We start from the raw sequence: 21632 nt of genomic DNA on the forward strand, positions 1-21632 counted from the left end.
GTAACGGCAAAGAATGATTGCTGGTTTGCATTAATCGAACACCTCAAGCATCATCCGGACGTGCTACTACTATCACTCTCAATCGTTACCGACCTCGCGCCCTACGGCCCAGCCGCCATCTGCGACGCCAGTCCATCCAGCACGCCCGCGAGATCGATCTCCACCGACGCCGCCTCGATATCGACCACACGATAGCCGCGCTCGGCCAGCCACGCGCTCCGCGCCGCGCGGTCGCGCGCGATGGCGTCGCTCTCGTTGGCGTTCACCAATTCGATCGCGATGCGCTGCGCGAACGACACGAAATCAGGAATGTGCCGACCAACCGGGGTCTGGCGCTTGAACTGGCCGGCGAAGCGGCGGTCGCGCGTCAGCGCTTGCCACAGGATGCGTTCGGCATCGGTGGGATTTCGTCTGAGCAGCCGCGCCAGCCCGCGCACCGTGCTGCTGCTGTCCGCGGACGCCCCGCCCGGCCCCTGCTCGGCCAGCAGCGCGCGCAGCCGCGTCGCCTGCGCGCCGTCGAGCACGCCGCCCTTGGCCGGTCCCTTGCGCCCTTCCGCAATCGCCATCACCACGCCGTGCAGCGTGTGCATGTCCTGCTTGGTCGGCTCCATGCGGGTGAAGATATTGCGCAGGTTGACCAGCATGGTGTCGCGCTTCTCGGCCGGGCGCAGGAATTCCACCTTGTCGAGCTCGCTGACAAGATTGTCGAAGAACGCCTGCATCTGGTGCTGGGAGGCCCGCTCCGAGCGTTCCGGCATCGCGAACGGCAGCTCGCCTCGCGTCACCAGCTTGAACCATTCGTAACCCATCAGCAGCACGGCCTGCGCCAGGTTGAGCGAGGCGAAGCCCGGATTGACCGGATAGGTGATGATGCGATCGGCCATCGCCACCTCTTCGTTCAGGAGGCCGGCGCGCTCGCGGCCGAACAGAATGCCGACATGGCCACCAGCCGCGATCTGCGCGGTCGCCTCGACCGCCGCCGCTTCCGGCGCCACCACCGGCTTGGCCTGATCGTGAGCGCGCGCGGTGGTCGCGAACAGCAGCGTGCAGTCGGCGACCGCCTCGGCCACGGTGTCGAACAGTTCGACGCGCGTGAGGATGTGGTCGGCGCCCGCCGCCGCGCGCTGCGCCGCGACATTGGGCCAGCCGTCGCGCGGGTTGACGATGCGCAGCCGCGTCAGGGCGAAATTGCCCATGGCGCGCGCCGCCATGCCGATGTTCTCGCCGAGCTGCGGCTCGACCAGAATGACGGTGGGGCCGACGACGTCGATGCCGGTTTTCGTCCTGTCGGTGCCGGACATCTTGCCTCGTGTTTCAGTTCAAGCTGAGATTCTGGTTCAACGGCGCTGCGGCCCACGTCTTCGATTGCGCCTATACAACTTTTTCTCAAGTGAAATAATGAGTTTATGAAGCGTCTTGAATTTCCGGCGGAAGGTGAGAGCCGGCCGCCAAGTCCGGCTTCCGCCTGCGCTGCCGCGATGCTATAGCCCGAGCCGTCCAGGCTGTCCCTCCAAGCGCTTTATCCCGAAAAGGCCCGAGCCCCCATGGCAAAAATCAAGGTGACCAATCCCGTCGTCGATCTCGACGGCGACGAGATGACCCGGATCATCTGGCAATACATCAAGGACAAGCTGATCAATCCCTTCCTGGATATCGACCTGATGTATTTCGACCTCGGGATGGAGTCGCGCGACAAGACCGACGATCGGATCACGATCGAGGCAGCCGACGCCATCAAGAAAGTTGGCGTCGGGGTGAAGTGCGCCACCATTACCCCCGACGAAGCGAGGGTGAAGGAATTCGGCCTCAAGCACATGTGGAAGTCGCCGAACGGCACCATCCGCAACATCCTGGGCGGCGTGATCTTCCGCGAGCCGATCATCTGCAAGAACGTGCCCCGCCTCGTCCCGGGCTGGACCAAGCCGATCATCATCGGCCGCCATGCCTATGGCGACCAGTACCGCGCCACCGACATCAGGTTTCCGGGCAAGGGAACGCTGAGCATGAAGTTCGTCGGCGAGGACGGCACGGTGATCGAGCGCGAGGTGTTCAAAACGCCCGGCCCCGGAGTCGCGATGGAAATGTATAATCTCGACGATTCCATCATCGATTTCGCGCGCGCCTCGCTCAATTACGGCCTGCTGCGCGGCTACCCGGTCTACCTGTCGACCAAGAACACCATCCTCAAGGTCTATGACGGCCGCTTCAAGGACATCTTCCAGGATATCTACGACCGGGAGTTCAAGAAGGATTTCGAGGTCAAGGGGCTGACCTACGAGCATCGCCTGATCGATGATATGGTGGCCTCAGCACTGAAATGGTCCGGCGGCTATGTCTGGGCCTGCAAGAATTACGACGGCGACGTGCAGTCGGATACGGTAGCGCAGGGCTACGGCTCGCTCGGCCTGATGACCTCGGTGCTACTGACGCCGGACGGCCAAACGGTCGAAGCCGAAGCCGCCCACGGCACCGTGACGCGGCACTATCGCGAACATCAGAAAGGCAAGGAGACCTCCACGAATTCGATCGCTTCGATCTTCGCCTGGACCCGCGGCCTGTCGCATCGCGCCAAGCTCGACGACAACGAGGCGCTGGCGAATTTCGCAACCACGCTCGAAAAGGTTTGCGTCGACACCGTCGAGTCCGGCTTCATGACAAAAGACCTCGCGCTTCTGGTCGGCCCCGACCAGCGCTGGCTCTCCACCACCGGCTTCCTCGACAAGGTGGCTGACAACCTGACCAAAGCGACGGGACCGGAGTAACGCCCGGGCGCGCAGACCCCGGTTACGCGCCCATCGCCGCGGCGATGGCGTCGAGCGCTGCGCCCGCCTTTGCCCCATCGGGTCCGCCGGCCTGCGCCATGTCCGGCTTGCCGCCGCCGCCCTTGCCGCCGAGCACCTCGGACGCCTTGCGCACCAGATCGACCGCCGAGAAGCGGGTCACCAGATCGGGTGTCACACCGACGACGACGCTGGCCTTGCCGTCATCGCTGGTCGCGACCAGCGCGACGACACCTGAGCCGAGTTGCTTCTTGCCCTGATCCGCGAGGCTCTTGAGATCCTTGATCTCGATGCCTTCGACCGAACGCGCCATCAGCTTGATGCCGCCGACATCGCGCACGCCCGCCGCGCCCGACGTTGCATTTGCAGTCCCGCCGCCGCCCATGGCAAGCTTCTTGCGCGCCTCGGACAATTCACGCTCGAGCTTCTTGCGTTCCTCCACCAGCGCCGTGATCCGCGCCGGCATGTCCTCGAGCGTAGTACGCAACTCGCCGGCCGCAGTTTTCGCAAGCTGGATGGCGTCGTTGGCGTGACGACGCGCATGATGCCCGGTCAGCGCCTCGATCCGGCGCACGCCGGACGCCACCGCGCTTTCGCCGGTCACCGAGATCAGGCCGATATCGCCGGTGCGCTTCACATGGGTGCCGCCGCAGAGCTCCACCGACCAGCCCAGCGCATTGCTCGCCGCGCCCTGCCGTCCCGTGCCACCCATGGACACCACGCGCACCTCGTCGCCGTACTTTTCGCCGAATAGCGCCCGCGCGCCCGCCTCGCGCGCGTCATCCACCGCCATCAGCCGCGTGGTCACCTCGCCGTTCTCCAGCACGACATCGTTGGCGATGTCCTCGATCCGGCGCAGCTCGTCCGCGCTGATCGGCTTGTTGTGAACGAAGTCGAACCGCAGCCGATCGGGCGCGACCAGCGAGCCGCGCTGCGCGATGTGATCGCCAAGCACCTGCCGCAGCGCTTCGTGCAGCAAATGGGTTGCGGAATGGTTGGCGCGGATTGCGGACCGGCGGTCGCGATCGACCTCCAGCGCCAGCGCCATGCCGGGCGTGAGCGTACCCTGCTCAACGATGCCGAGATGCACGAACAGATCGCCCGCTTTCTTCTGCGTGTCGGTAATGCGGACGCGAACGCCGTCGCCGGTCAGAATACCGGTATCGCCGACCTGACCGCCGGACTCGCCGTAGAAAGGCGTCTGATTCAGAACGATGGCCCCGCTCTCGCCGGCCTTGAGAGTGCCGGCTTCCTTGCCGTCCTTCACAAGGGCAGCGACGACGCCTTCAGCGACCTCAGTCTCATAGCCGAGAAATTCGGTCGTGCCGAGTTTTTCGCGCAACGGAAACCAGATCGTCTCAGTGGCAGCTTCGCCTGAGCCCGACCATGACGCCCGCGCCTTGGCCTTCTGCTGTTCCATCGCGTCGGTGAACGACGCGATGTCCACGCCAATGCCGCGCGCGCGCAACGCGTCCTGCGTCAGGTCAAGCGGAAAGCCGTAGGTGTCGTACAGCGTGAACGCAGTCTCGCCGTCGAACATGTCGCCTTTCTTCAACGACACGCTCTTCTCGTCGAGAATAGAGAGTCCGCGCTCCAGCGTCTTGCGGAAGCGCGTCTCTTCAAGCCGAAGCGTTTCCTCGATCAGCGCCCGCGCGCGCTGCAACTCGGGATAGGCCTCGCCCATCTCGCGCACCAGCACACCCACCAGCCGCCACATCAGCGGCTCCCGCGCGCCAAGCAATTGGGCGTGGCGCATCGCGCGCCGCATGATCCGGCGCAGCACGTAGCCGCGGCCCTCGTTCGACGGCAGCACGCCGTCGGCGATCAGGAACGAGGACGCGCGCAAATGATCGGCGATCACGCGTAGCGACGCCTTCATCGGGCCTTGCGGGTCGGCGCCGGTCAGATCCGCCGCAGCGCGGATCAGCGCCACAAACAGGTCGATGTCGTAATTGTCGTGCTTGCCCTGAAGCACGGCGGCCACGCGCTCGAGCCCCGCGCCGGTATCGATCGAGGGCTTCGGCAAGTTCAGGCGGCTGCCATCCGGCAGCTTCTCGTATTGCATGAACACGAGATTCCAGATTTCGACGAAACGATCGCCATCTTCGTCCAGCGATCCCGGAGGTCCGCCGGGAATCTTGTCGCCATGATCGTAAAATATCTCCGAGCATGGACCGCACGGACCGGTGTCGCCCATCTGCCAGAAATTGTCCGCGCCACTGATGCGGATGATGCGCGATTCCGGCAGGCCCGCGATCTTCTTCCAGAGCTCGAACGCCTCGTCGTCGTCGATGTAGACGGTGGCGGTAAGCCTGTCCTTCGGAAAGCCGAACTCCTGGGTGACAAGTTTCCATGCGAGTTCGATAGCGTGGTCCTTGAAGTAGTCGCCAAATGAGAAGTTGCCGAGCATCTCGAAAAAGGTGTGATGCCGCGCGGTATAGCCGACATTGTCGAGATCGTTGTGCTTGCCGCCCGCGCGCACACATTTCTGCGAGGTGGTGGCGCGCTGATAGGGCCGCTTTTCGACGCCCGTGAAGACGTTCTTGAACTGCACCATGCCCGCGTTGGTGAACATCAGTGTCGGATCGTTGCGCGGAACCAGCGGGGACGAGGGCACGATGTGGTGGCCGTTAGCCGCGAAGTAATTCAGAAACGCCGACCTGATGTCGTTAACGCCGCTCATTGTGTTCCATTGCGTCAAAAAAGGCTCGCGACCCTGAGCATGTATTCCGCAAAATTGGATACCGATTTTGCGGTCAGAGTACGCGCAAGTTAGACTCGTATTGTGTCCAGCGACCGCTTTTAGACGTGGGTGGGCGGACTGTCCAGAAAGTGTGCAGGAGGATCAGAGGCTTGGCCGGGTCCCAAATAACATCCGTTGAAAGATGCTGCACTGCGTTGACAACCTTGTTCAAACCGTATTTTCCTCATATCTGCTTATAAGTCGCGCCGGGAGAGATCGGCCGCTTCGAAAATGGAAGCAGGCCGGCGCCGAAGGAGCAACCGCCCCGGAAACTCTCAGGCAAACGGACCGCGCGACTGGTTTACATCTGGAAAGAGACCCCCCGGGCCCTAGCCGGAGGGGTCCGCCGACGGGATAATACTCTCAGGCACAGCGACAGATGGGGTTTCTACAGGTTTTCAGGGAATTTTCCCTGTTAACCACGAGGACCCCTGATGGCGACGCATGTTTCCGAAGCGCCGACCCTGCAAAAAACGCCCCTGCACGCCCTCCACCGGGCACAGGGTGGCAAGATGGTTGCGTTTGCAGGCTATGACATGCCGGTGCAGTACGCCTCCGGCGTGCTGAAGGAACATCTCCATACCCGCGCCGGAGCTGGCCTCTTCGATGTCTCGCACATGGGCCAGATCGCGCTGCGGCCGAAATCCGGCAACGTCAGGGACGCCGCGCTGGCGTTAGAGCGGCTGGTGCCGCAGGATATCGTGGCGGTCGCATTGGGACGGCAGCGCTATGCCCAGTTCACCAATGCGGCCGGCGGCATACTCGACGACCTGATGGTGGTCAATCTCGGCGACCACCTGTTCCTGGTCGTTAACGGCGCCTGCAAAGCCGCCGACGAAGCGCATCTGCGCGAGCACCTTTCCGAAGTCTGCACCATCGAAGTTCTGGCGGATCGCGCGCTGGTCGCGCTGCAGGGTCCGAAGGCGGCGTCCGTACTGGCGAAGATATGTCCTGAAGCGCCGGCGATGCGCTTCATGGATGCCGGGGCGCAGAGGGTGCGAATCGCTGGCGATACCGTGGACTGCTTGGTCTCGCGTTCGGGCTACACCGGCGAGGACGGTTTCGAAATTTCGATTCCCGCAACTCAGGTCGAGGACGTGGTGTCGGCATTGCTTGACGATCCCGACGTGATGGCGGTCGGACTTGGCGCTCGCGACAGCCTGCGACTGGAGGCCGGCCTCTGCCTTTACGGTCACGACATCGACGCAACGACAACGCCGGTCGAGGCCGCGCTGGAATGGTCCGTGCAAAAAAGCCGGCGGAACGGTGGCGTGCGCGCGGGCGGTTTTCCCGGCGCAGATGTCATTCTGCCCCAATTCGAGCAAGGTGCGCCGCGCCGCCGCGTCGGGCTGAGGCCGGAAGGCCGCGCCCCCGTGCGCGAGGGCGCGCTGCTGTTCGCTGATGAAAGCTCCGTCGATCCGATTGGCGTGGTGACATCGGGCGGCTTCGGGCCGAGCCTGAACGCGCCGATTGCGATGGGCTATTTGCCGGTCTCACATGCCGCCACGGGCGGTCTCGTTTTTGCAAACGTGCGCGGACAACGGCTGCCGCTGCGGGTATGCGCGATGCCTTTCGTTCCACACAATTACAAGCGTTGAGGATTTGTCATGACCGTTTTGTATACCACCGATCACGAGTGGCTCCGCATTGAGGGAGATACTGCAACGATCGGCATTACAGGCTACGCGCAGTCACAGCTTGGAGACGTCGTCTTCGTCGAGCTTCCGAAAGTCGGACGCCAGCTTAAGAAGACCGAAGCCGCGGCGGTTGTCGAGTCGGTCAAGGCGGCTTCAGACGTCTATGCGCCGATTACGGGTGAAGTCCTGCAAGTCAATGACGCACTCGGCGCAGAACCTGGACTGGTCAATACCGACGCAGAAGGTAAGGCATGGATCTTCAAACTCAGGATCGCCGACAAGAGCGAACTCGAAGGTTTGATGGACGAGGCAGCCTACAAGGCGCACACGGCGTGAGCAATTTATCCTGCCTGGCACAAAGCCCGGCATGACGCATTCATAACTTTATTCAGGCATCTAAGGAGCCTTTCAAATGATCGCCCGTGAAGAGCCCGCTACGACCTTCGCGCGTCGCCATATCGGTCCATCGTCACGCGATATCGCTGCAATGCTGGAAACCGTGAGCGCGAAGAGCCTTGAGGCTCTGATGAACGAGGCGCTGCCCTCGTCGATACGGCAGAGTGCGCCGCTCGATCTCGGTCAGGGCTTCAGCGAAACCGAAGCGCTGGCGCATATGCAAAGCCTCGCCGCGCAGAACCAGCCGTTCACGTCGCTGATCGGGCAAGGCTATTCCGCCACGATCCTGCCAGCGGTGATCCAGCGCAACATCCTGGAAAATCCGGCGTGGTACACGGCCTATACACCCTATCAGGCTGAAATCAGCCAGGGCCGGCTGGAAGCGCTATTCAATTTCCAGACCATGATCTGCGACCTCACTGGCCTTGATGTCGCCAATGCATCGCTGTTGGACGAAGCAACGGCGGCGGCGGAGGCAATGGCGCTGGCGGAGCGCGCATCATCGGTGAAAACAAAAGCGTTTTTTGTCGATCATGAAGTGCATCCGCAGACCCTTGCCGTGCTGCGAACCCGCGCAGAACCGCTGGGCTGGACGCTCATCACCGGCGATCCGCTGCGCGATCTCGACAAAGCGGACGTGTTCGGCGCGGTGCTGCAATATCCCGGCACATCCGGCGTTGTACGCGACCTGCGCCCGGCCATCGCCGCGATCAAGGCTAAAGGCGGCCTTGCAGTGGTCGCAGCCGACCTGCTGGCGCTCACGCTGCTGACCTCGCCCGGCGAACTCGGCGCGGACATAGCCGTCGGCTCCGCGCAGCGCTTCGGCGTGCCGATGGGCTATGGCGGACCGCACGCCGCCTACATGGCGGTTAGTGACGCGCTGAAACGGCTGCTGCCCGGCCGCATCGTCGGTCTGTCGGTGGATTCACGCGGGGCGCCGGCCTATCGCCTTGCTTTGCAGACCCGCGAGCAGCACATTCGCCGCGAGAAAGCCACCTCCAACATCTGCACCGCGCAGGTGCTGCTGGCGGTGATCTCCTCGATGTATGCGGTCTATCATGGTCCGGAAGGACTGGCGCAGATCGCGCGCACCGTGAATCGACACACTGCGACGTTGGCGGCGGGATTGACGAGGCTCGGTTTCGCGCCCCTGAACAGTACAGCTTTCGATACGCTGACCGTGAACGCCGGCGAACGGCAAGGCGAGATCGCTTACCGCGCAAGCAGCCAGGGCATCAACTTCCGGATCAACACAGACGGCACTCTCGGCATCGCGCTCGACGAACTCACGATACCGGAGACTGTCGAAGCGGTGTGGCGCGCATTCGGCGCCACATTCTCTTATGCCGACGTCGAAGCGCACGCTTCCGATTTGCTGCCGGCCGATCTCGAGCGCAAGACACCCTATCTGACCCATCCGGTCTTTCACGAACACCGCTCCGAAACGGAGCTGCTGCGCTACATGCGGAAGCTCAGCGACCGCGATCTCGCCCTTGACCGCGCAATGATCCCCCTCGGCTCCTGCACGATGAAGCTCAACGCCACCACCGAAATGATTCCGCTGACGTGGGCAGCGTTTGCGGGCCTGCACCCGTTCGCGCCGCTGGAGCAGGCGGAAGGCTATCACATACTGTTCGAAAACTTCGAACAGTGGCTGCGCGACATCACCGGCTACGACGCGATCTCGCTGCAGCCGAACTCCGGCGCGCAGGGTGAATATGCCGGGCTTCTGGCGATCCGCAGTTATCACGCGGCACGCGGCGAAGGGCACCGCACGGTGTGCCTGATTCCCTCCTCCGCGCACGGCACCAATCCGGCCTCCGCCAACATGGCCGGCATGGATGTCGTAGTGGTGGCTTGTGATACGCGCGGGGACGTCGACGTCAACGATTTGAAGGCAAAGGCGGCGCAGCACGCCGATCGTCTCGCCGCCATTATGATCACCTATCCGTCGACACACGGCGTGTTCGAAGAGCACATCCGCGAAATCTGCGACATCGTGCATGGCCACGGCGGACAGGTCTATCTCGATGGCGCCAACATGAACGCGCAAGTCGGCCTGTCGCGGCCCGGCGACTACGGCGCCGACGTCAGCCATCTCAACCTGCACAAGACCTTCTGCATCCCCCACGGTGGCGGCGGACCGGGTATGGGCCCGATCGGCGTGAAGGCGCATCTCGCACCTTTCCTGCCCGGGCACCCAGAGACCGACGGTGCAACGCCGTCCGCGGTCGGACCGGTCTCGGCGGCGCCGTTCGGCTCGGCCTCGATCCTGACCATCTCCTACATTTACATGCTGATGATGGGCGGCGAAGGCCTGACGCGAGCGACCGAAGTCGCGATCCTCAACGCCAACTATATCGCACAGCGGCTCGACCCGCATTTCCCGGTGCTGTATCGCAACGTCAAGGGGCGGGTCGCGCATGAATGCATCATCGACCCCCGCGCACTGAAGGCCAAAACCGGCGTCACCGTGGACGACATCGCCAAACGGCTGATCGATTACGGCTTCCATGCCCCGACCATGAGTTTTCCGGTGCCCGGCACGCTGATGATTGAGCCGACCGAATCCGAATCGAAAGCGGAGCTGGACCGATTCTGCGACGCCATGATCGCGATCCGGCACGAGATTGCCGAGATCGAGACGGGACGCTGGAAAGTCGAGGCCTCGCCGCTGCGCCATGCACCACATACCGTGCATGACATCGCCGACGACGCCTGGTCACGACCATATAGCCGAGCCCAAGGCTGCTTCCCCTCCGGAACCTCGCGATCGGATAAATACTGGTCTCCGGTCGGACGGGTCGACAATGCCTACGGCGATCGCAATCTCGTCTGTTCCTGTCCACCCATCGAAGACTACGCGCAAGCCGCGGAGTAGAAGATCACAGGCTGTATTCCACTCAACGTTCTCATCCTTCTCCCTTTGGGAGAGGGATGAGAGATGAGGGATGAAGGATGGCAAGGCCGGACGCTGGGGATGTCGGCAACTCAACATCCACAGCGCCCGTCTTTTCCAAGAGGCGCGACATAAATTTCCACGAAAGATTCCCGTCTTCGCGGATCGCACCAACCCGACTCGCACGAGCCCGGGGTCTTGGAAACTCACCTCAGAGTCCTTCATCGTTTACGGAAACGGTGAAAGACTCCATCCATTGATTAGACGCGTTTTCTCACGCGAACCGCTATCCACTTCGCTCGAAAATGCTATAGCCGATCGACCTAAGCATTCTCGGCAGAAAAATGGTCTTCGGCTTGATTCCGGACACCTCCGTGTTCGGTGGAAAACGCGGCGATCAACATCATCAAGCGCACGCCTGTGCTTCCGTGGGAACGAAAGACTCAATCCTCCGCTTCCGTCTCGTCATCGTCGGTGTCGCGCTCAGGGCTACCGGCCAGAATCTGCTCGGCGATCAGTCCTGAATTCTGCCGGATAGCCGTCTCGACCTTGGCGGTGATGTCGGGATTGGCCCGCAAGAACGCTTTCGCGTTTTCGCGGCCCTGCCCCATGCGCTGACTGTCATAGGAGAACCAGGCGCCGGATTTTTCAACGATGCCGGCCTTGACGCCAAGATCGAGGATTTCTCCCATCTTGGAGATGCCCTCGCCGTACATGATGTCGAACTCGACCTGTTTGAAAGGCGGCGCCAGCTTGTTCTTCACGACCTTGACGCGGGTCTGATTGCCAACGACCTCGTCGCGTTCCTTGATCGCCCCGATGCGGCGGATGTCGAGGCGCACCGAGGCATAGAACTTCAGCGCGTTGCCGCCAGTTGTCGTCTCCGGCGAACCGTACATCACCCCGATCTTCATGCGGATCTGGTTGATGAAGATCACCATGGTGTTTGACTTGTTGATCGAGGCGGTAAGCTTGCGCAGCGCCTGGCTCATCAGCCGCGCTTGTAGCCCCGGCAGCGCGTCGCCCATCTCGCCCTCGAGTTCGGCGCGCGGCACGAGCGCCGCGACCGAGTCGATGATCAGCACATCCACAGCGCCCGAGCGCACCAGCGTATCGGCGATTTCCAGCGCCTGCTCGCCATGATCGGGCTGCGATATCAAAAGGTCGTCGACATTCACACCGAGCTTGCGAGCATAGACCGGATCAAGCGCGTGCTCGGCGTCGATGAAGGCGCAGATGCCACCCTTTTTTTGCGCCTCGGCGACCGCATGCAGCGCCAGCGTGGTCTTGCCGGAGGACTCCGGACCGTAGACCTCCACGATGCGTCCCTTGGGCAGACCGCCGACCCCGAGCGCGATGTCGAGGCCCAGCGAGCCCGAGGAGATAACCTCCACATCCATGGACTTGTCGTTCTTGCCCAGCTTCATCACCGAGCCCTTGCCGAACTGACGCTCAATCTGTGACAGCGCGGCGGACAGGGCCTTGGACTTATCCATGGAGGATCCTTCGACGATACGCAGGGCAGCTTGGGACATAGGCCGGGCTCCTTATGAACGGGATTCGCGGGCGGGACAACGAATGGCGCCGTGGTTGATCGGATGGAAAATATGTACCCCATTTGTTCTAAGTTCGCAATATGTTCTTTTCAGTGAATGGATACTGGCCCGTTCCGCGGCCTCAGTGGCCTGGTTCGAGTTTGAACCAAATGCAGACCTAGCCGTTTATCAGCCATCACCGCACGATCTGTGGCTCTTATCGGTGACTGAGAGTGCTTCACGCTCCCGCCTTACAACCAGCGGGATGGCCAATGTGCGAGAAGTGTGAACTCATCGACAGGAAGATTGCCCAGCTTCGCTCGTTTACTGGTCCTGACTTGGACTCTCTCAGCCGAGCCACCATGCGCGCTGCCATCGAAGCCATGCAGGCGGAGAAAGCAGCCCTTAAGTGCGGCATCAAGAATTAAGGCCATCTCAGTGGGCGGCATCTTTCAGTTCTGGTTTCGCGTTATTCGCCCCCTATCCGATCGCGAAATCCTCTCCTAATTCGATCTTAAGAGTCTGGTGCCAGCCTACCGTGATGAAAAAGATCCTGGTGCTGGCGATCGTGCTGGTCGCAATCAATCAATGGGATACGAATTACAATCACGGGACCCTGACCCGGGCCGGCTTTTCCTTGGCAAGAGCTCTTGGCCAAGCATTCGGCATTTAGAAACGTCGCCGGCGAAAACATCCGCGCTGGATCAATGCACGCGAGATCGACGACGTCACGGCCGTTGTCCTCGCAGGTTGCAAGGGTGTGCTGCTTTCCGATTCGGACCCTCGACCGGCCTGACGATGCCGATCGAATCCAACCCGTCATTGTCTAGATCTGGCGATCGACAAGCCTAAACCGCATCGATGCGCGCCTCGACGCCGACGGTTACCCGGCATTCGGATACAGACAAGGTCAGCAGTGTTGCCGGAAATCATCAGCACGACGTGGAGTCGGCAACGCCGCCAAAATCCTTTTGACTGTGCAACGCGATTTGCATTTGCTGGCGATCGCTGGGTAGCAGGATTAAGTACGATGCTGGAAGCAATTACTGCCGTCTTTGGAATTATGAGCGCCGGCATTTTCCTGGCTCATGCGATTGACGGCTACTGGTCGCGGCCTTAACCGGACCACGACGCGGGCGCGCCTGATAGGCCACTCTGCTCTGTTCGGCCGTTACATCTCCGCCAGATCGAAGTCCTGACGTAACCGCGCAGCCATGTCCCGGACACGCGTGCGCCACAGGCCCGGATCGGCGATCGGTCCGGCTTCCGGTTTGATCGTCAGCATCGCATTCCATGGGTTTCCGCCGTAAACGGTCACCACGAATCCACGAGCCGGCGCGCCGTCAAGCGTTTGCAGCGCCTTCAGAATGATGCCCGCCAATTCGTCGGCGGTTTTGCGGCGGTCGTAACTCTCCGGCTGGTCCGTTGCGGCGGTTTCTTCAACCGGACCCTCTGCCTCCGGCTGTGGCGCGGTTTCAGCGCCAAGCGATTCCGATAAAGCGCGCGGGTTGTCTTCGGGCAGTTCGGCCTCAGGCAGGGGCGCGCTATGGCGCGTCCCCAAAACGTTCTGGATCAGGGCCATCAATCCCTTGTCCAACCCGCTACTGTTACCCACGTCGGTTGCTCCAGTCGATTGAGCTATGGCACCCGGACAAATCTGCTGCCCTTTGGCCGACCGTGGATATCTTGCAGGTGTCTCAGCTCAGCGCTACCCCAATCAGCACCGCGACAAGCACGCCGAAGCCGCCTAGCGCAATATTGAGAAAATTCCGGGCCAAACCAGGTTCGGTGGTCAGCATGGTGTTTCTCCCGTACGCAAAACAGATTTGCGTAGAATGAGCGCCGAATCTTAATCAAAACTTTCCAATTGATGGTCCGCTCGCCGAATCAGCAGCCGCACCTGGCCGCAAGCTCGCATGAGCAGCGCGAAGAGAACCGACATGATCGGCAATGATCGGGGAGCGCCTGAATCTGCGGCGAAGTCCACCTCGTCAGGCGGACATCGGCTTAAGAAAGTCCGTTTTCTCGACGGCCTTGGGTGAGCCTCGATAAAACTACAGGTCGGAAAATCTCCTATATCTGGACCGCAACACAGAAGCTTTCATCCAGCTAAGTTGGAAAATGTAGCATTTTTCATCTGCCTTCCGCGGAGACGCAGTTTTTGAACCTTTGCCGCGGTGCAGAGACAGAGAAAGGGCTGGGGGATTGCACTGCCCAGTCTAGACGCAACGTCACCGGGCGATCATATTCCGCTCAGGTGACGTTGTTGTCATGGCACCAGTCGCCGAACGGCGCGGATGGGGAACCGAGGGGCGTATTGCGAGGCGTCTTAGTTGTCCACCATTCAAAGATGAAAGCCGCCGGGGCAAGCTAGTTTGCCGTTCCGCCTGCGGCCCCTATCTTGGACTTTGCTTTGTTTTTGGCGATGGCCTTGGGCTGGCCCTCGTTTCGCACGCCTCCCCAGGGATCGTTGACTCCCGCAGCATCGGGAATCTTGCGCAGCGTGTCCTTGTAAGCTTTTTCGATGGCCTTCTGTTTTTCGATCTGCTCCGGCGTCTTTCCAGGCCCGTCAGCCATCATATTGAAATGCGGCGCCTGGGCGAAAGCCGGCCCCGACACCAGAACCGCCATAAGCATGGATGCGCGTAGAATCTTCATCATAACTCCTCCCCACAGCGGATAGCATAAACGTCAGATCCTTTCGGTTTCAAGCGGCTCACCGCTCGAAAGCGCCGTGAGTCTTGAGACACGAGTGATGCGCCCGACAACGACTCGTGTCGTTCGTTGGGAGGGAACCTTGAAGTGCGACTGGCCGGCACCGATCCCGACCGGTACTTGCCGAATGCGTGCTTAAAATCGGCCCGTTGGACTGCCCATGCTTCCACCCCGGCCAAAACCGCCGTACCCGCCCGGGCCGCGTCCGAACCCTCCTCCGCCAAAACCACCGATGATGCCGATTGAGGGCACCGGCACCGGTACGTAGCTGCGCGGAGGTGGCACGTCGTCGACATAAACATCGTCCGCTTCGCGATGACGCTGGCGTGGAGGCGCCTCCCCACGCCGGGACGGCTGGGCTTGTTTTTTCTTTGGCGGCGCTTCGGCTTTCTTCTTCGGCTCCCGCGACGGCGCGCTGCAAGGACAGGTCGGGCCGGCCGTAACAGCGGCCACCGCCACAGCCGGATTGTCGGGCCGGTTGCGCAGACGCTCCTCCAGCTTGCGTGCCGTCGGCGTCAGATCGCTATCGGGATAGTCGGCGAGGAAGGCGCGATATCCGCCCGCCGTATTGGCGAGAACCGCCCTGCTCCAGGCCGCCATACGCCGGTGACGATCAAGCCACTGCCGCGCCTCCCGATCGAGCGGCGAGGCAGCATAGAGGCCAAGGAACGCCTCATAGGCTTGGTCGCTGCCGTCGCCGACAATCAGTTCGTGCGCTTGCTCAGCGGTCTTGCCTTTCAGCTCACTGCGCCATTCCGCGACCGTCCGCTTGCTCTTGGAAACGGCAGGAGACGCGGCTTCGGATGCTCCGGGAAAAAACTGGAAACCGTCCGTCAACGAGGAACTGTCCCAGGGAGTCTGGCGGCCATTCGTCATCTTGTTGACTTCCAGGCGGACACGCTTGAAGGCCTCCTCGATCGAAAGCCCCGGCTGCCGGCTGACGGACAATAGCGCGGTCGTGTAGGGGCTGTCGGCGCCCGTGCCGTCTTCCGCCTCGGCACCCGGCGAAGTTGAGAACGACAGGAATGTGCCGGGCGCGGCCACCTTGGCATCGACGATGGCGAGACCGTGTCCCACCGTCTTGTTGATCGCGGGGAACGGGTTATTGCGGCACGCGTCGAGAAGAACGATCCTCATGCGACTCGGAACCGACGTCAGCGTGTTTATGATGTCGTTCAGGCGAACCGCCTGCAGCGGGATATCGGCTTCGCGCTTTGGATCGAGATCGACCGGAACCAGGAAATTCTCGCCATCGACCTGCAAGCCATGACCGGCGTAGAAAATCAGCGCGATGGTGTCAGGGCCCTTCTCTGCGATCTTTGCCGCGAATTCCCCGGCCTTCTCGCGCATTTCGGTCTGCGACAGGTCGGAGGCCGTCAGCACTTCGAAACCGGCGTCGCCAAGCATCTGGGTCATAGCCCTGGCGTCGTTGGCGGGATTTGGCAGCGGCGTCACTGCGCGATAGGCCGACTGACCGATCACCAGCGCGAGTCGGTTTTCCGCAGCAGCCGGATGCGCGGTCAGCACCATCGCAGCGATCGCCCCGAAAACGATCGAGCGGATCATTGAAAATGTCATGGAACAGCTCCGCGCAAATCTCTTCCAACCGTTGTCGGTTCACCGGCCGCGTTAGTTCATCACGCGCGCATGTGTCGCATGTCAATTCGACCTTCGCCGGTCGGTCGAACCACGTCCTCTCTACCGCTTCGGCAGGTTTAGGGCCTGTTCGCATTTTGCCTGTGGTGCAGACCACAGGATGGCCGATAGCCGCGTAGAAACGATTGCAAGGCAGGCGCTTTCGATCAGCGGCCACGATCTGCTGCCCCTGCGGGTTTGGCGGCACACCGTCAAGAACGCCGGGAAGAAACGGCGATCAACTGAACGTCCGTCTCGGGCAAGGTGAATGCACGGTTAATTCTTAGGTCAAAAACAAGTGTAGCGGCCAACGCATTCTTTCGAATGTTGCAAATAACCTCCACCCCCATGAACACCGAGGCGCCGCTACGCGCCTGTCACCTCATGGCCACCGCGAACGGGGATTGCGTACATGGTCGATATTGTTAACTGGGCTCCGGCTCGTGGTTCATCGAGACGCGGGTTCACGGCACGCCCGTCTGCAAGCGCAACACGCCGCGGGGCCGCGGCCCTTGCAACGCTCGATCCCAGCCGTTGGCGATCACTTGCCGACCGTGCTGTCGAACCCAACGGCTACTATCTCGCGGATTGGGAGCTGGCGCTCGACGCCTCGGCGCGCGACCGGACTAACGCGTCGGCGCTGACGGCGCGTTCGGACCTTTTATCTGACAAATCGGGCTCGGAGACTCTCATCGGCCTGATCCCTGTTATCTCCGCCTGGCGAGCCTACCGGATTCCACTCCCCCTTCTGGTCAGCGCCGATCCTTACGGAACGCTTTGCACGCCGCTGCTCGACCACGGCCTCGCGAATCAAGCCGCAGCAGCGCTGCTGCGCGAGGCGCGTACCCTCGGCCAACGCGCGCTGATTCTGCGCAACATCGCGCTCGACGGCGCCGCCATGAAAGCCATCACGACAGCCCTCGAACACGACGGCCTCAAGCCGCATAGGCTGCATGGCCATGTGCGCGCCTGCCTCGACGCCACCCGCGAGGCGGAAGAACTGCTGCGCGAGGCGTTGGGCGTCAAGAAGCTCAAGGAGCTGCGGCGCCAGCGCAATCGTCTTGCGGAGCATGGCGAGGTGTCATTTCAGGTCGCGCGCTCTACCGCCGACGTCGCGCGAGCGCTTGAAACCTTCCTCGCGCTGGAGGCCAGCGGCTGGAAGGCGCAGCGGGGGACCGCATTGATCCAGCATAGCGGCGATGCAGCCTTCATCCGCCGCGCCGCGCCGGCACTCGCCAAGCGAGGCCAGTGTGAAATCGTAACCCTGCACGCCGGTCCGACGCCTGTGGCAGCGGCAGTCGTGCTGCGCCACCAGGACCGCGCATTTTATTTCAAGCTCGGCGTTGACGAACGTTTCGCGAAGTTTTCACCCGGCGTGCAGTTGACGCTCGATCTCACGCGCCATCTCTGCGCCGACCCCGCGATCACCCTGGCGGATTCCACCGCAAATCCGGGTCATCCGATGATCGACCCAATCTGGCGCGGGCGGCTTGCGATCGGCGACGTGCTGATCCCGCTTCGCCGCAACGATCCCGCCGTTCCGCTCGCAAAAGCGGCGATTTCGCTGCGCCGGCTACTACGCGAGCCCGCTCGCCGCGTCGTCAACATCGTCCGCGAACGTCAAGAGAAAAACGCATGAATGATTCCGCACATGTGCCGGTCATCGCCGCGGCCAACGAAGCGCTTCGACGCGACTTCCCACTCAAGCCCTTCGCGATCCGGCACAGGCTTGCGGGACATCCGCTGTTGACGCTGCCGCGCATCGCGCAACTGGCTGCCGAGCTGCCGCGTGACCTGATCGAATACAATTCCGGCAAGGTCGCAATCAGCCAGGATCCCGATGCGATCCCGACGGTGGACCTCGATCCGGTCGAAGTGGTGAAGCGGATCGAAACCGCTGGTGCCTGGATGGTACTAAAACGCGTGGAAAACGCGCCGGAGTATCGCCGCCTGATCGAGGACGCACTGCTATCGGTCGCGCGCGCGCGCGGCTTCGACAGCTTGAGCGACGCCGGATTTGAACAGATCGAGGGCTTTCTGTTCGTCTCATCACCGAATTCGACGACGCCGTTTCATCTCGACAGCGAGGACAACTTCTTCGTCCAAATCCACGGCGAAAAATTCTTCACGATTTACGACAACACGGACCGCCGCCTCGTATCGGATGACGAGATCGAGCGTTCAATGACGAAACACCGCAATCTGAGATATGATGAGAGTTTCGCGCCGCGTGGTGTCGAATTCCACATGTTCGGCGGTGACGGCTGTTTCGTGCCTTATCAATGGCCACATTGGGTACGCACCGCGGGATCGCACTCGATTTCGATGGCCATTACCTGGAAGACGCGCGAGGTCCGCCGCGCCAACGACCTGCACTTCCTCAATTCGATGCTGCGCGGTCTCGGCTGGCCACAGAAACCGCCAGGCGTTCAGCCTGCATTCGATGGCGTGAAGCTGGCGTTCTATCGAGCGGGGACGACGGCGGTCCGCCCGTTGCGAACCTCGATGACGATGCGGCGAATCCTGCGTCGCATCGCGCTCGGCAAGCAAGCGAATTACTATCTGAAAGACGCTTAGGTGTTGTGGTTAAAGGTTGCTTCATTGCCCGGCAAAGCCGCCAAGCGAGCGCCTGAACCAGTCACTCTGTCACAGACATGTCCCGTTTGGTCGGAGAGATACACCCCTCCATGCCCCTGACCTCTCTGTCATAGCCCTGGCGACCTATGATAGGGTTGGTTCCAGTCGCACCCGAACGAGGTCGTCGATTGTCGGGCATTTCACTCTACACGCTGTCGGTCTGGGTGCTGCCGCTGGTTATCGCCATCACCTTTCACGAGGCGGCTCACGGATTCGTCGCGTACCGGCTCGGCGATAACACCGCCTCGAAGCTCGGCCGCGTCAGCTTTAACCCGCTCAGGCATATTGATCCCTTCGGTACCGTGATATTGCCGGGCATTCTGTTGCTGTCGCACGCGCCTTTCCTCTTCGGCTACGCAAAACCGGTTCCGGTAAATTTCCGAAACTTGAACCACCCCCGCATGGACATGGTCTGGGTGGCGCTTGCCGGACCCGCCACCAACATCCTGCTGGCTCTCGTCGCGGCATCGGCATTTCACGGGCTCGGCCTGGTTCCCGGCAACAGCACACAATGGGTGGCTGACAATCTGAAGAATGCGTTGATCATCAACGTCATTCTCGCGGTCTTCAACATGCTGCCGATCCCACCACTCGACGGCGGACGGGTCGCGGTCGGCCTGCTGCCGAACGTTCTGGCTGCTCCGCTCTCCCGCCTGGAACCCTACGGGATGCTGATACTGATTGGGACCCTCCTGCTGCTTCCGGTGCTCGGCAACCAGCTCGGTCTCAATCTTGACCTGATCTCCACCATCGTGAGAACAGTCACCGGTTATGTGATACAGCTTCTTTTGCTGGTCACCGGGAATATATAATAAAAGAGCGTTGCAAGGGGCGTAGTCAATTGATCAAAGCACAGGACAAAATGATTGCAAGACGTGCCGACACCAAGGCACGCGCCGACTTCGCAACCTGGAAAATGATGGTGAAGCTGAATGGCTCTTCGTCACTTCCGGCCGAAGCCCTGACATTCCTTTCGAGCTACAAGGGTTTGGTCGAAACGATGCCGGAGGCAGAGGCGAGCGAGGCAACCATCGACTTGATTTACAAGGCTTATTACGTGGACATGGGCGGCACCGGAACGGCGCCCGACATCAAGTCGATGCCAAAAGACCCGATCATCGATACCAGCAATGTCATGGCCTTCAAACGGCCCGCTCCGCAACCACTGCCGGCTGCAAATTCCGCGGCGAACACACGGCCGCGCGTGCCGGTTGCGCTGATTTTCATCTGTCTTGCGCTGATTTACGTCGGCATCCGGTATTTTCTTCTGCAATGATAGCGACTGTGCATCGCGATCCGGCTAGCTGTGACGCAGACGCCAGCGATCGCCGCCTTATCCTTTGCCTTTGACGCGGAAGACGACGGGCAGGGTGAAGCTCAATCCCTCGTCCGCTATCAGCGGCGGCGGCGGCGGCACCGGATCGGACCGGTGCATCATGGCGAGTGCGGCGTTGTCGAAGACCGGATCCCCCGATCCCTTCACGATGGTGGCCGACACGACATGGCCGAGGCGATCGAGCACGAAGTTGACGAGGATCTCGACGTTTTTCTGGATGTGTTCAGGCGGATAGCGCTTGTGCTTGTCGAGATGAGCGACCAATTCCTTCTGCCAGGTGGCCAGGATTCGGCGCGCGCTTGCGCCGGTGCCTTGCTGCGGCGCGACCGAACGCTCCGATTCCTGGGCATTCTCAACGCTCGGCATCGCGGTCGCTTCAGAGGCCGCCGATTCCTGCGAGGCCGTCGTCGGCTTCGCCGCCTTTTCGGGGTCGTCATCGACCGGCTTTTTTGAGTCGGCCTCGGTGACGATCCGATCCGGCTCGGTGGTCTCCGTCGGCGTGTCCTTGGGCAGATCGGTTTCCTTCTCGACCGCCTTCTGCTCGGCAAGCGCGGGCGAGGCGACGGATGCGTCGGTGTCCGGCCCGGGCGGAAGGTCGGTCGCCTCGCGATGCGGCGAGGACAGATCGAGTCCGATCTCGATCGCCGGCGCGCCGAGATCATCGGCCGACTCATCGGTTTGCATGTGAGCCACCGCCAGCGCCACACACCCGAGATGGATCGCGAGCGCGGCGGCCGCTGACAAAGCCCAAAGACGGCGGGACGGCGGTGGCTCTGCGATGATCTCAGACATGGTCAGGGCTTTGCTGCGTTAGCCGCGGCCGGAACGGACTGGGCGTCCGGAACACCCTCGAGCGCAACCAGCTTGATTTTCGTGAAGCCGCCCGCGCGCAGGATCTCCAGCACGTCCATCAGGTCGCCGTAAGGCACCGCGCGGTCCGCCCGCAGAAAGATGAAACTGTCCTTGGTTATGTTCGGCGTGTTGTCCAGCGTCCGCACCAGATCGACGCGCTTGACCATGGTCTCGCCGATAGCGACGGCAAGATCGGCCTTGATGCTGACATAGGTCGGCTTGTCAGGCTTCTTCTGCGGTGTCGCGCTCGACGTCGGCAGGTTGACCGGAAGATCGACGGTCGACAGCGGCGCCGCCACCATGAAGATGATCAGAAGAACCAGGATGACGTCGATGAACGGCGTGACGTTGATCTCGTGCGCTTCAGCGTAATCCTCGTCGTCGTCGAGACCGCCTTCTGCAATCGATGCGCCCATCGCCTACTCCGCCGCGCGCGACCGCGCCCCGCCGATCGAACCGACATGCGT

The 21632-nt window shown here is 61.7% G+C and carries 17 protein-coding genes and 1 riboswitch; of the genes, 9 read left to right on the forward strand and 8 right to left on the reverse strand.

The genetic code is table 11. The annotated features are described in order from the left end of the window. Nucleotides 1–101 precede the first annotated feature (101 nt). The gene (locus AC1RT6_RS05595; RefSeq protein ID WP_079446436.1) at nt 102–1301 is read right to left on the reverse strand and encodes a TrmJ/YjtD family RNA methyltransferase; all 1200 of its coding nucleotides are present in this window, start codon (nt 1299–1301) and stop codon (nt 102–104) included. A 243-nt stretch (nt 1302–1544) separates the two neighbouring features. Between AC1RT6_RS05595 and AC1RT6_RS05600 the strand changes: the two genes are divergently transcribed. Next, nucleotides 1545–2762, forward strand: coding sequence for an NADP-dependent isocitrate dehydrogenase (locus AC1RT6_RS05600; protein WP_079446435.1), 1218 nt, complete (start codon nt 1545–1547; stop codon nt 2760–2762). Nucleotides 2763–2784: 22 nt separating this feature from the next. On the opposite strand, the gene alaS is transcribed toward AC1RT6_RS05600, so the two are convergent. Then, nucleotides 2785–5463: an alanine--tRNA ligase gene (gene alaS, locus AC1RT6_RS05605; protein WP_079446434.1), complete on the reverse strand. Its 2679-nt coding sequence runs from the start codon at nt 5461–5463 to the stop codon at nt 2785–2787. Nucleotides 5464–5719: 256 nt separating this feature from the next. Then, nucleotides 5720–5824: riboswitch (glycine riboswitch) on the forward strand. Between the two features lie 133 nt (nt 5825–5957). On the opposite strand from alaS, the gene gcvT reads away from it, so the two are divergent. The 3 genes from gcvT to gcvP all read left to right on the forward strand — a co-directional run bounded on the left by gcvT (nt 5958) and on the right by gcvP (nt 10437). Further along, nucleotides 5958–7121: a glycine cleavage system aminomethyltransferase GcvT gene (gene gcvT, locus AC1RT6_RS05610; protein WP_087881134.1), complete on the forward strand. Its 1164-nt coding sequence runs from the start codon at nt 5958–5960 to the stop codon at nt 7119–7121. 9 nt (nt 7122–7130) lie between these two features. Further along, entirely contained in the window at nt 7131–7496 is a 366-nt protein-coding gene (gene gcvH / locus AC1RT6_RS05615) for a glycine cleavage system protein GcvH (protein WP_079446432.1), read from the forward strand. Between the two features lie 76 nt (nt 7497–7572). Beyond that, complete coding sequence (gcvP, locus tag AC1RT6_RS05620) at nt 7573–10437, forward strand: aminomethyl-transferring glycine dehydrogenase (protein ID WP_079446431.1); 2865 nt, start codon at nt 7573–7575, stop codon at nt 10435–10437. A 461-nt stretch (nt 10438–10898) separates the two neighbouring features. On the opposite strand, the gene recA is transcribed toward gcvP, so the two are convergent. Continuing rightward, the gene (gene recA / locus AC1RT6_RS05625; protein WP_079446430.1) at nt 10899–11990 is read right to left on the reverse strand and encodes a recombinase RecA; all 1092 of its coding nucleotides are present in this window, start codon (nt 11988–11990) and stop codon (nt 10899–10901) included. A gap of 541 nt (nt 11991–12531) precedes the next feature. Here recA and AC1RT6_RS05630 point away from each other — a divergent pair. Next, nucleotides 12532–12663, forward strand: coding sequence for a hypothetical protein (locus AC1RT6_RS05630; RefSeq protein WP_274533951.1), 132 nt, complete (start codon nt 12532–12534; stop codon nt 12661–12663). Nucleotides 12664–13161: 498 nt separating this feature from the next. On the opposite strand, the gene AC1RT6_RS05635 is transcribed toward AC1RT6_RS05630, so the two are convergent. The 3 genes from AC1RT6_RS05635 to AC1RT6_RS05645 form a co-directional block, all read right to left on the reverse strand. Further along, the gene (locus AC1RT6_RS05635; RefSeq protein WP_244553449.1) at nt 13162–13605 is read right to left on the reverse strand and encodes a hypothetical protein; all 444 of its coding nucleotides are present in this window, start codon (nt 13603–13605) and stop codon (nt 13162–13164) included. 755 nt (nt 13606–14360) lie between these two features. Then, entirely contained in the window at nt 14361–14648 is a 288-nt protein-coding gene (locus tag AC1RT6_RS05640) for a hypothetical protein (protein WP_079446439.1), read from the reverse strand. Nucleotides 14649–14840: 192 nt separating this feature from the next. Further along, nucleotides 14841–16283, reverse strand: a complete 1443-nt coding sequence (locus tag AC1RT6_RS05645) for a caspase family protein (protein ID WP_244553448.1) — start codon at nt 16281–16283, stop codon at nt 14841–14843. A 469-nt stretch (nt 16284–16752) separates the two neighbouring features. On the opposite strand from AC1RT6_RS05645, the gene AC1RT6_RS05650 reads away from it, so the two are divergent. The 4 genes from AC1RT6_RS05650 (at nt 16753) to AC1RT6_RS05665 (ending at nt 20253) form a co-directional block, all read left to right on the forward strand. Continuing rightward, a complete protein-coding gene (locus AC1RT6_RS05650; RefSeq protein WP_079446428.1) occupies nt 16753–17979 on the forward strand; it encodes a GNAT family N-acetyltransferase in 1227 nt (408 codons plus the stop codon). Beyond that, a complete protein-coding gene (locus AC1RT6_RS05655) occupies nt 17976–18917 on the forward strand; it encodes a JmjC domain-containing protein (RefSeq protein WP_079446427.1) in 942 nt (313 codons plus the stop codon). Before AC1RT6_RS05650 ends, AC1RT6_RS05655 begins: the two co-directional genes overlap by 4 nt. Nucleotides 18918–19063: 146 nt before the next feature. Next, entirely contained in the window at nt 19064–19789 is a 726-nt protein-coding gene (locus tag AC1RT6_RS05660) for a site-2 protease family protein (protein ID WP_079446426.1), read from the forward strand. A 50-nt stretch (nt 19790–19839) separates the two neighbouring features. Continuing rightward, entirely contained in the window at nt 19840–20253 is a 414-nt protein-coding gene (locus AC1RT6_RS05665; protein WP_087881133.1) for a hypothetical protein, read from the forward strand. A gap of 57 nt (nt 20254–20310) precedes the next feature. Here AC1RT6_RS05665 and AC1RT6_RS05670 read toward each other — a convergent pair whose 3' ends face one another. Then, complete coding sequence (locus AC1RT6_RS05670) at nt 20311–21105, reverse strand: TonB family protein (RefSeq protein WP_079446309.1); 795 nt, start codon at nt 21103–21105, stop codon at nt 20311–20313. A 2-nt stretch (nt 21106–21107) separates the two neighbouring features. After that, nucleotides 21108–21581 (reverse strand): TonB system transport protein ExbD, encoded by a 474-nt coding sequence (exbD, locus tag AC1RT6_RS05675; RefSeq protein WP_472789428.1) that lies wholly within the window; start codon nt 21579–21581, stop codon nt 21108–21110. Nucleotides 21582–21632: the final 51 nt, after the last annotated feature.

The organism is Nitrobacter sp. MLSD-S21, from assembly GCF_058809865.1.

Bases quoted from the DNA above. Each gene is read 5' to 3' on its own strand.
- AC1RT6_RS05595 (WP_079446436.1), bottom strand. From the start codon at position 1,301: ATGTCCGGCACCGACAGGACGAAAACCGGCATCGACGTCGTCGGCCCC.
- gcvP (WP_079446431.1), top strand. From the start codon at position 7,573: ATGATCGCCCGTGAAGAGCCCGCTACGACCTTCGCGCGTCGCCATATC.
- AC1RT6_RS05655 (WP_079446427.1), top strand. From the start codon at position 17,976: ATGAATGATTCCGCACATGTGCCGGTCATCGCCGCGGCCAACGAAGCG.
- exbD (WP_472789428.1), bottom strand. From the start codon at position 21,581: ATGGGCGCATCGATTGCAGAAGGCGGTCTCGACGACGACGAGGATTAC.
- gcvH (WP_079446432.1), top strand. From the start codon at position 7,131: ATGACCGTTTTGTATACCACCGATCACGAGTGGCTCCGCATTGAGGGA.
- gcvT (WP_087881134.1), top strand. From the start codon at position 5,958: ATGGCGACGCATGTTTCCGAAGCGCCGACCCTGCAAAAAACGCCCCTG.
- AC1RT6_RS05665 (WP_087881133.1), top strand. From the start codon at position 19,840: ATGATTGCAAGACGTGCCGACACCAAGGCACGCGCCGACTTCGCAACC.
- AC1RT6_RS05640 (WP_079446439.1), bottom strand. From the start codon at position 14,648: ATGAAGATTCTACGCGCATCCATGCTTATGGCGGTTCTGGTGTCGGGG.
- AC1RT6_RS05645 (WP_244553448.1), bottom strand. From the start codon at position 16,283: ATGACATTTTCAATGATCCGCTCGATCGTTTTCGGGGCGATCGCTGCG.
- recA (WP_079446430.1), bottom strand. From the start codon at position 11,990: ATGTCCCAAGCTGCCCTGCGTATCGTCGAAGGATCCTCCATGGATAAG.
- AC1RT6_RS05670 (WP_079446309.1), bottom strand. From the start codon at position 21,105: ATGTCTGAGATCATCGCAGAGCCACCGCCGTCCCGCCGTCTTTGGGCT.
- AC1RT6_RS05630 (WP_274533951.1), top strand. From the start codon at position 12,532: ATGAAAAAGATCCTGGTGCTGGCGATCGTGCTGGTCGCAATCAATCAA.
- AC1RT6_RS05600 (WP_079446435.1), top strand. From the start codon at position 1,545: ATGGCAAAAATCAAGGTGACCAATCCCGTCGTCGATCTCGACGGCGAC.
- AC1RT6_RS05650 (WP_079446428.1), top strand. From the start codon at position 16,753: ATGGTCGATATTGTTAACTGGGCTCCGGCTCGTGGTTCATCGAGACGC.
- AC1RT6_RS05660 (WP_079446426.1), top strand. From the start codon at position 19,064: ATGATAGGGTTGGTTCCAGTCGCACCCGAACGAGGTCGTCGATTGTCG.
- alaS (WP_079446434.1), bottom strand. From the start codon at position 5,463: ATGAGCGGCGTTAACGACATCAGGTCGGCGTTTCTGAATTACTTCGCG.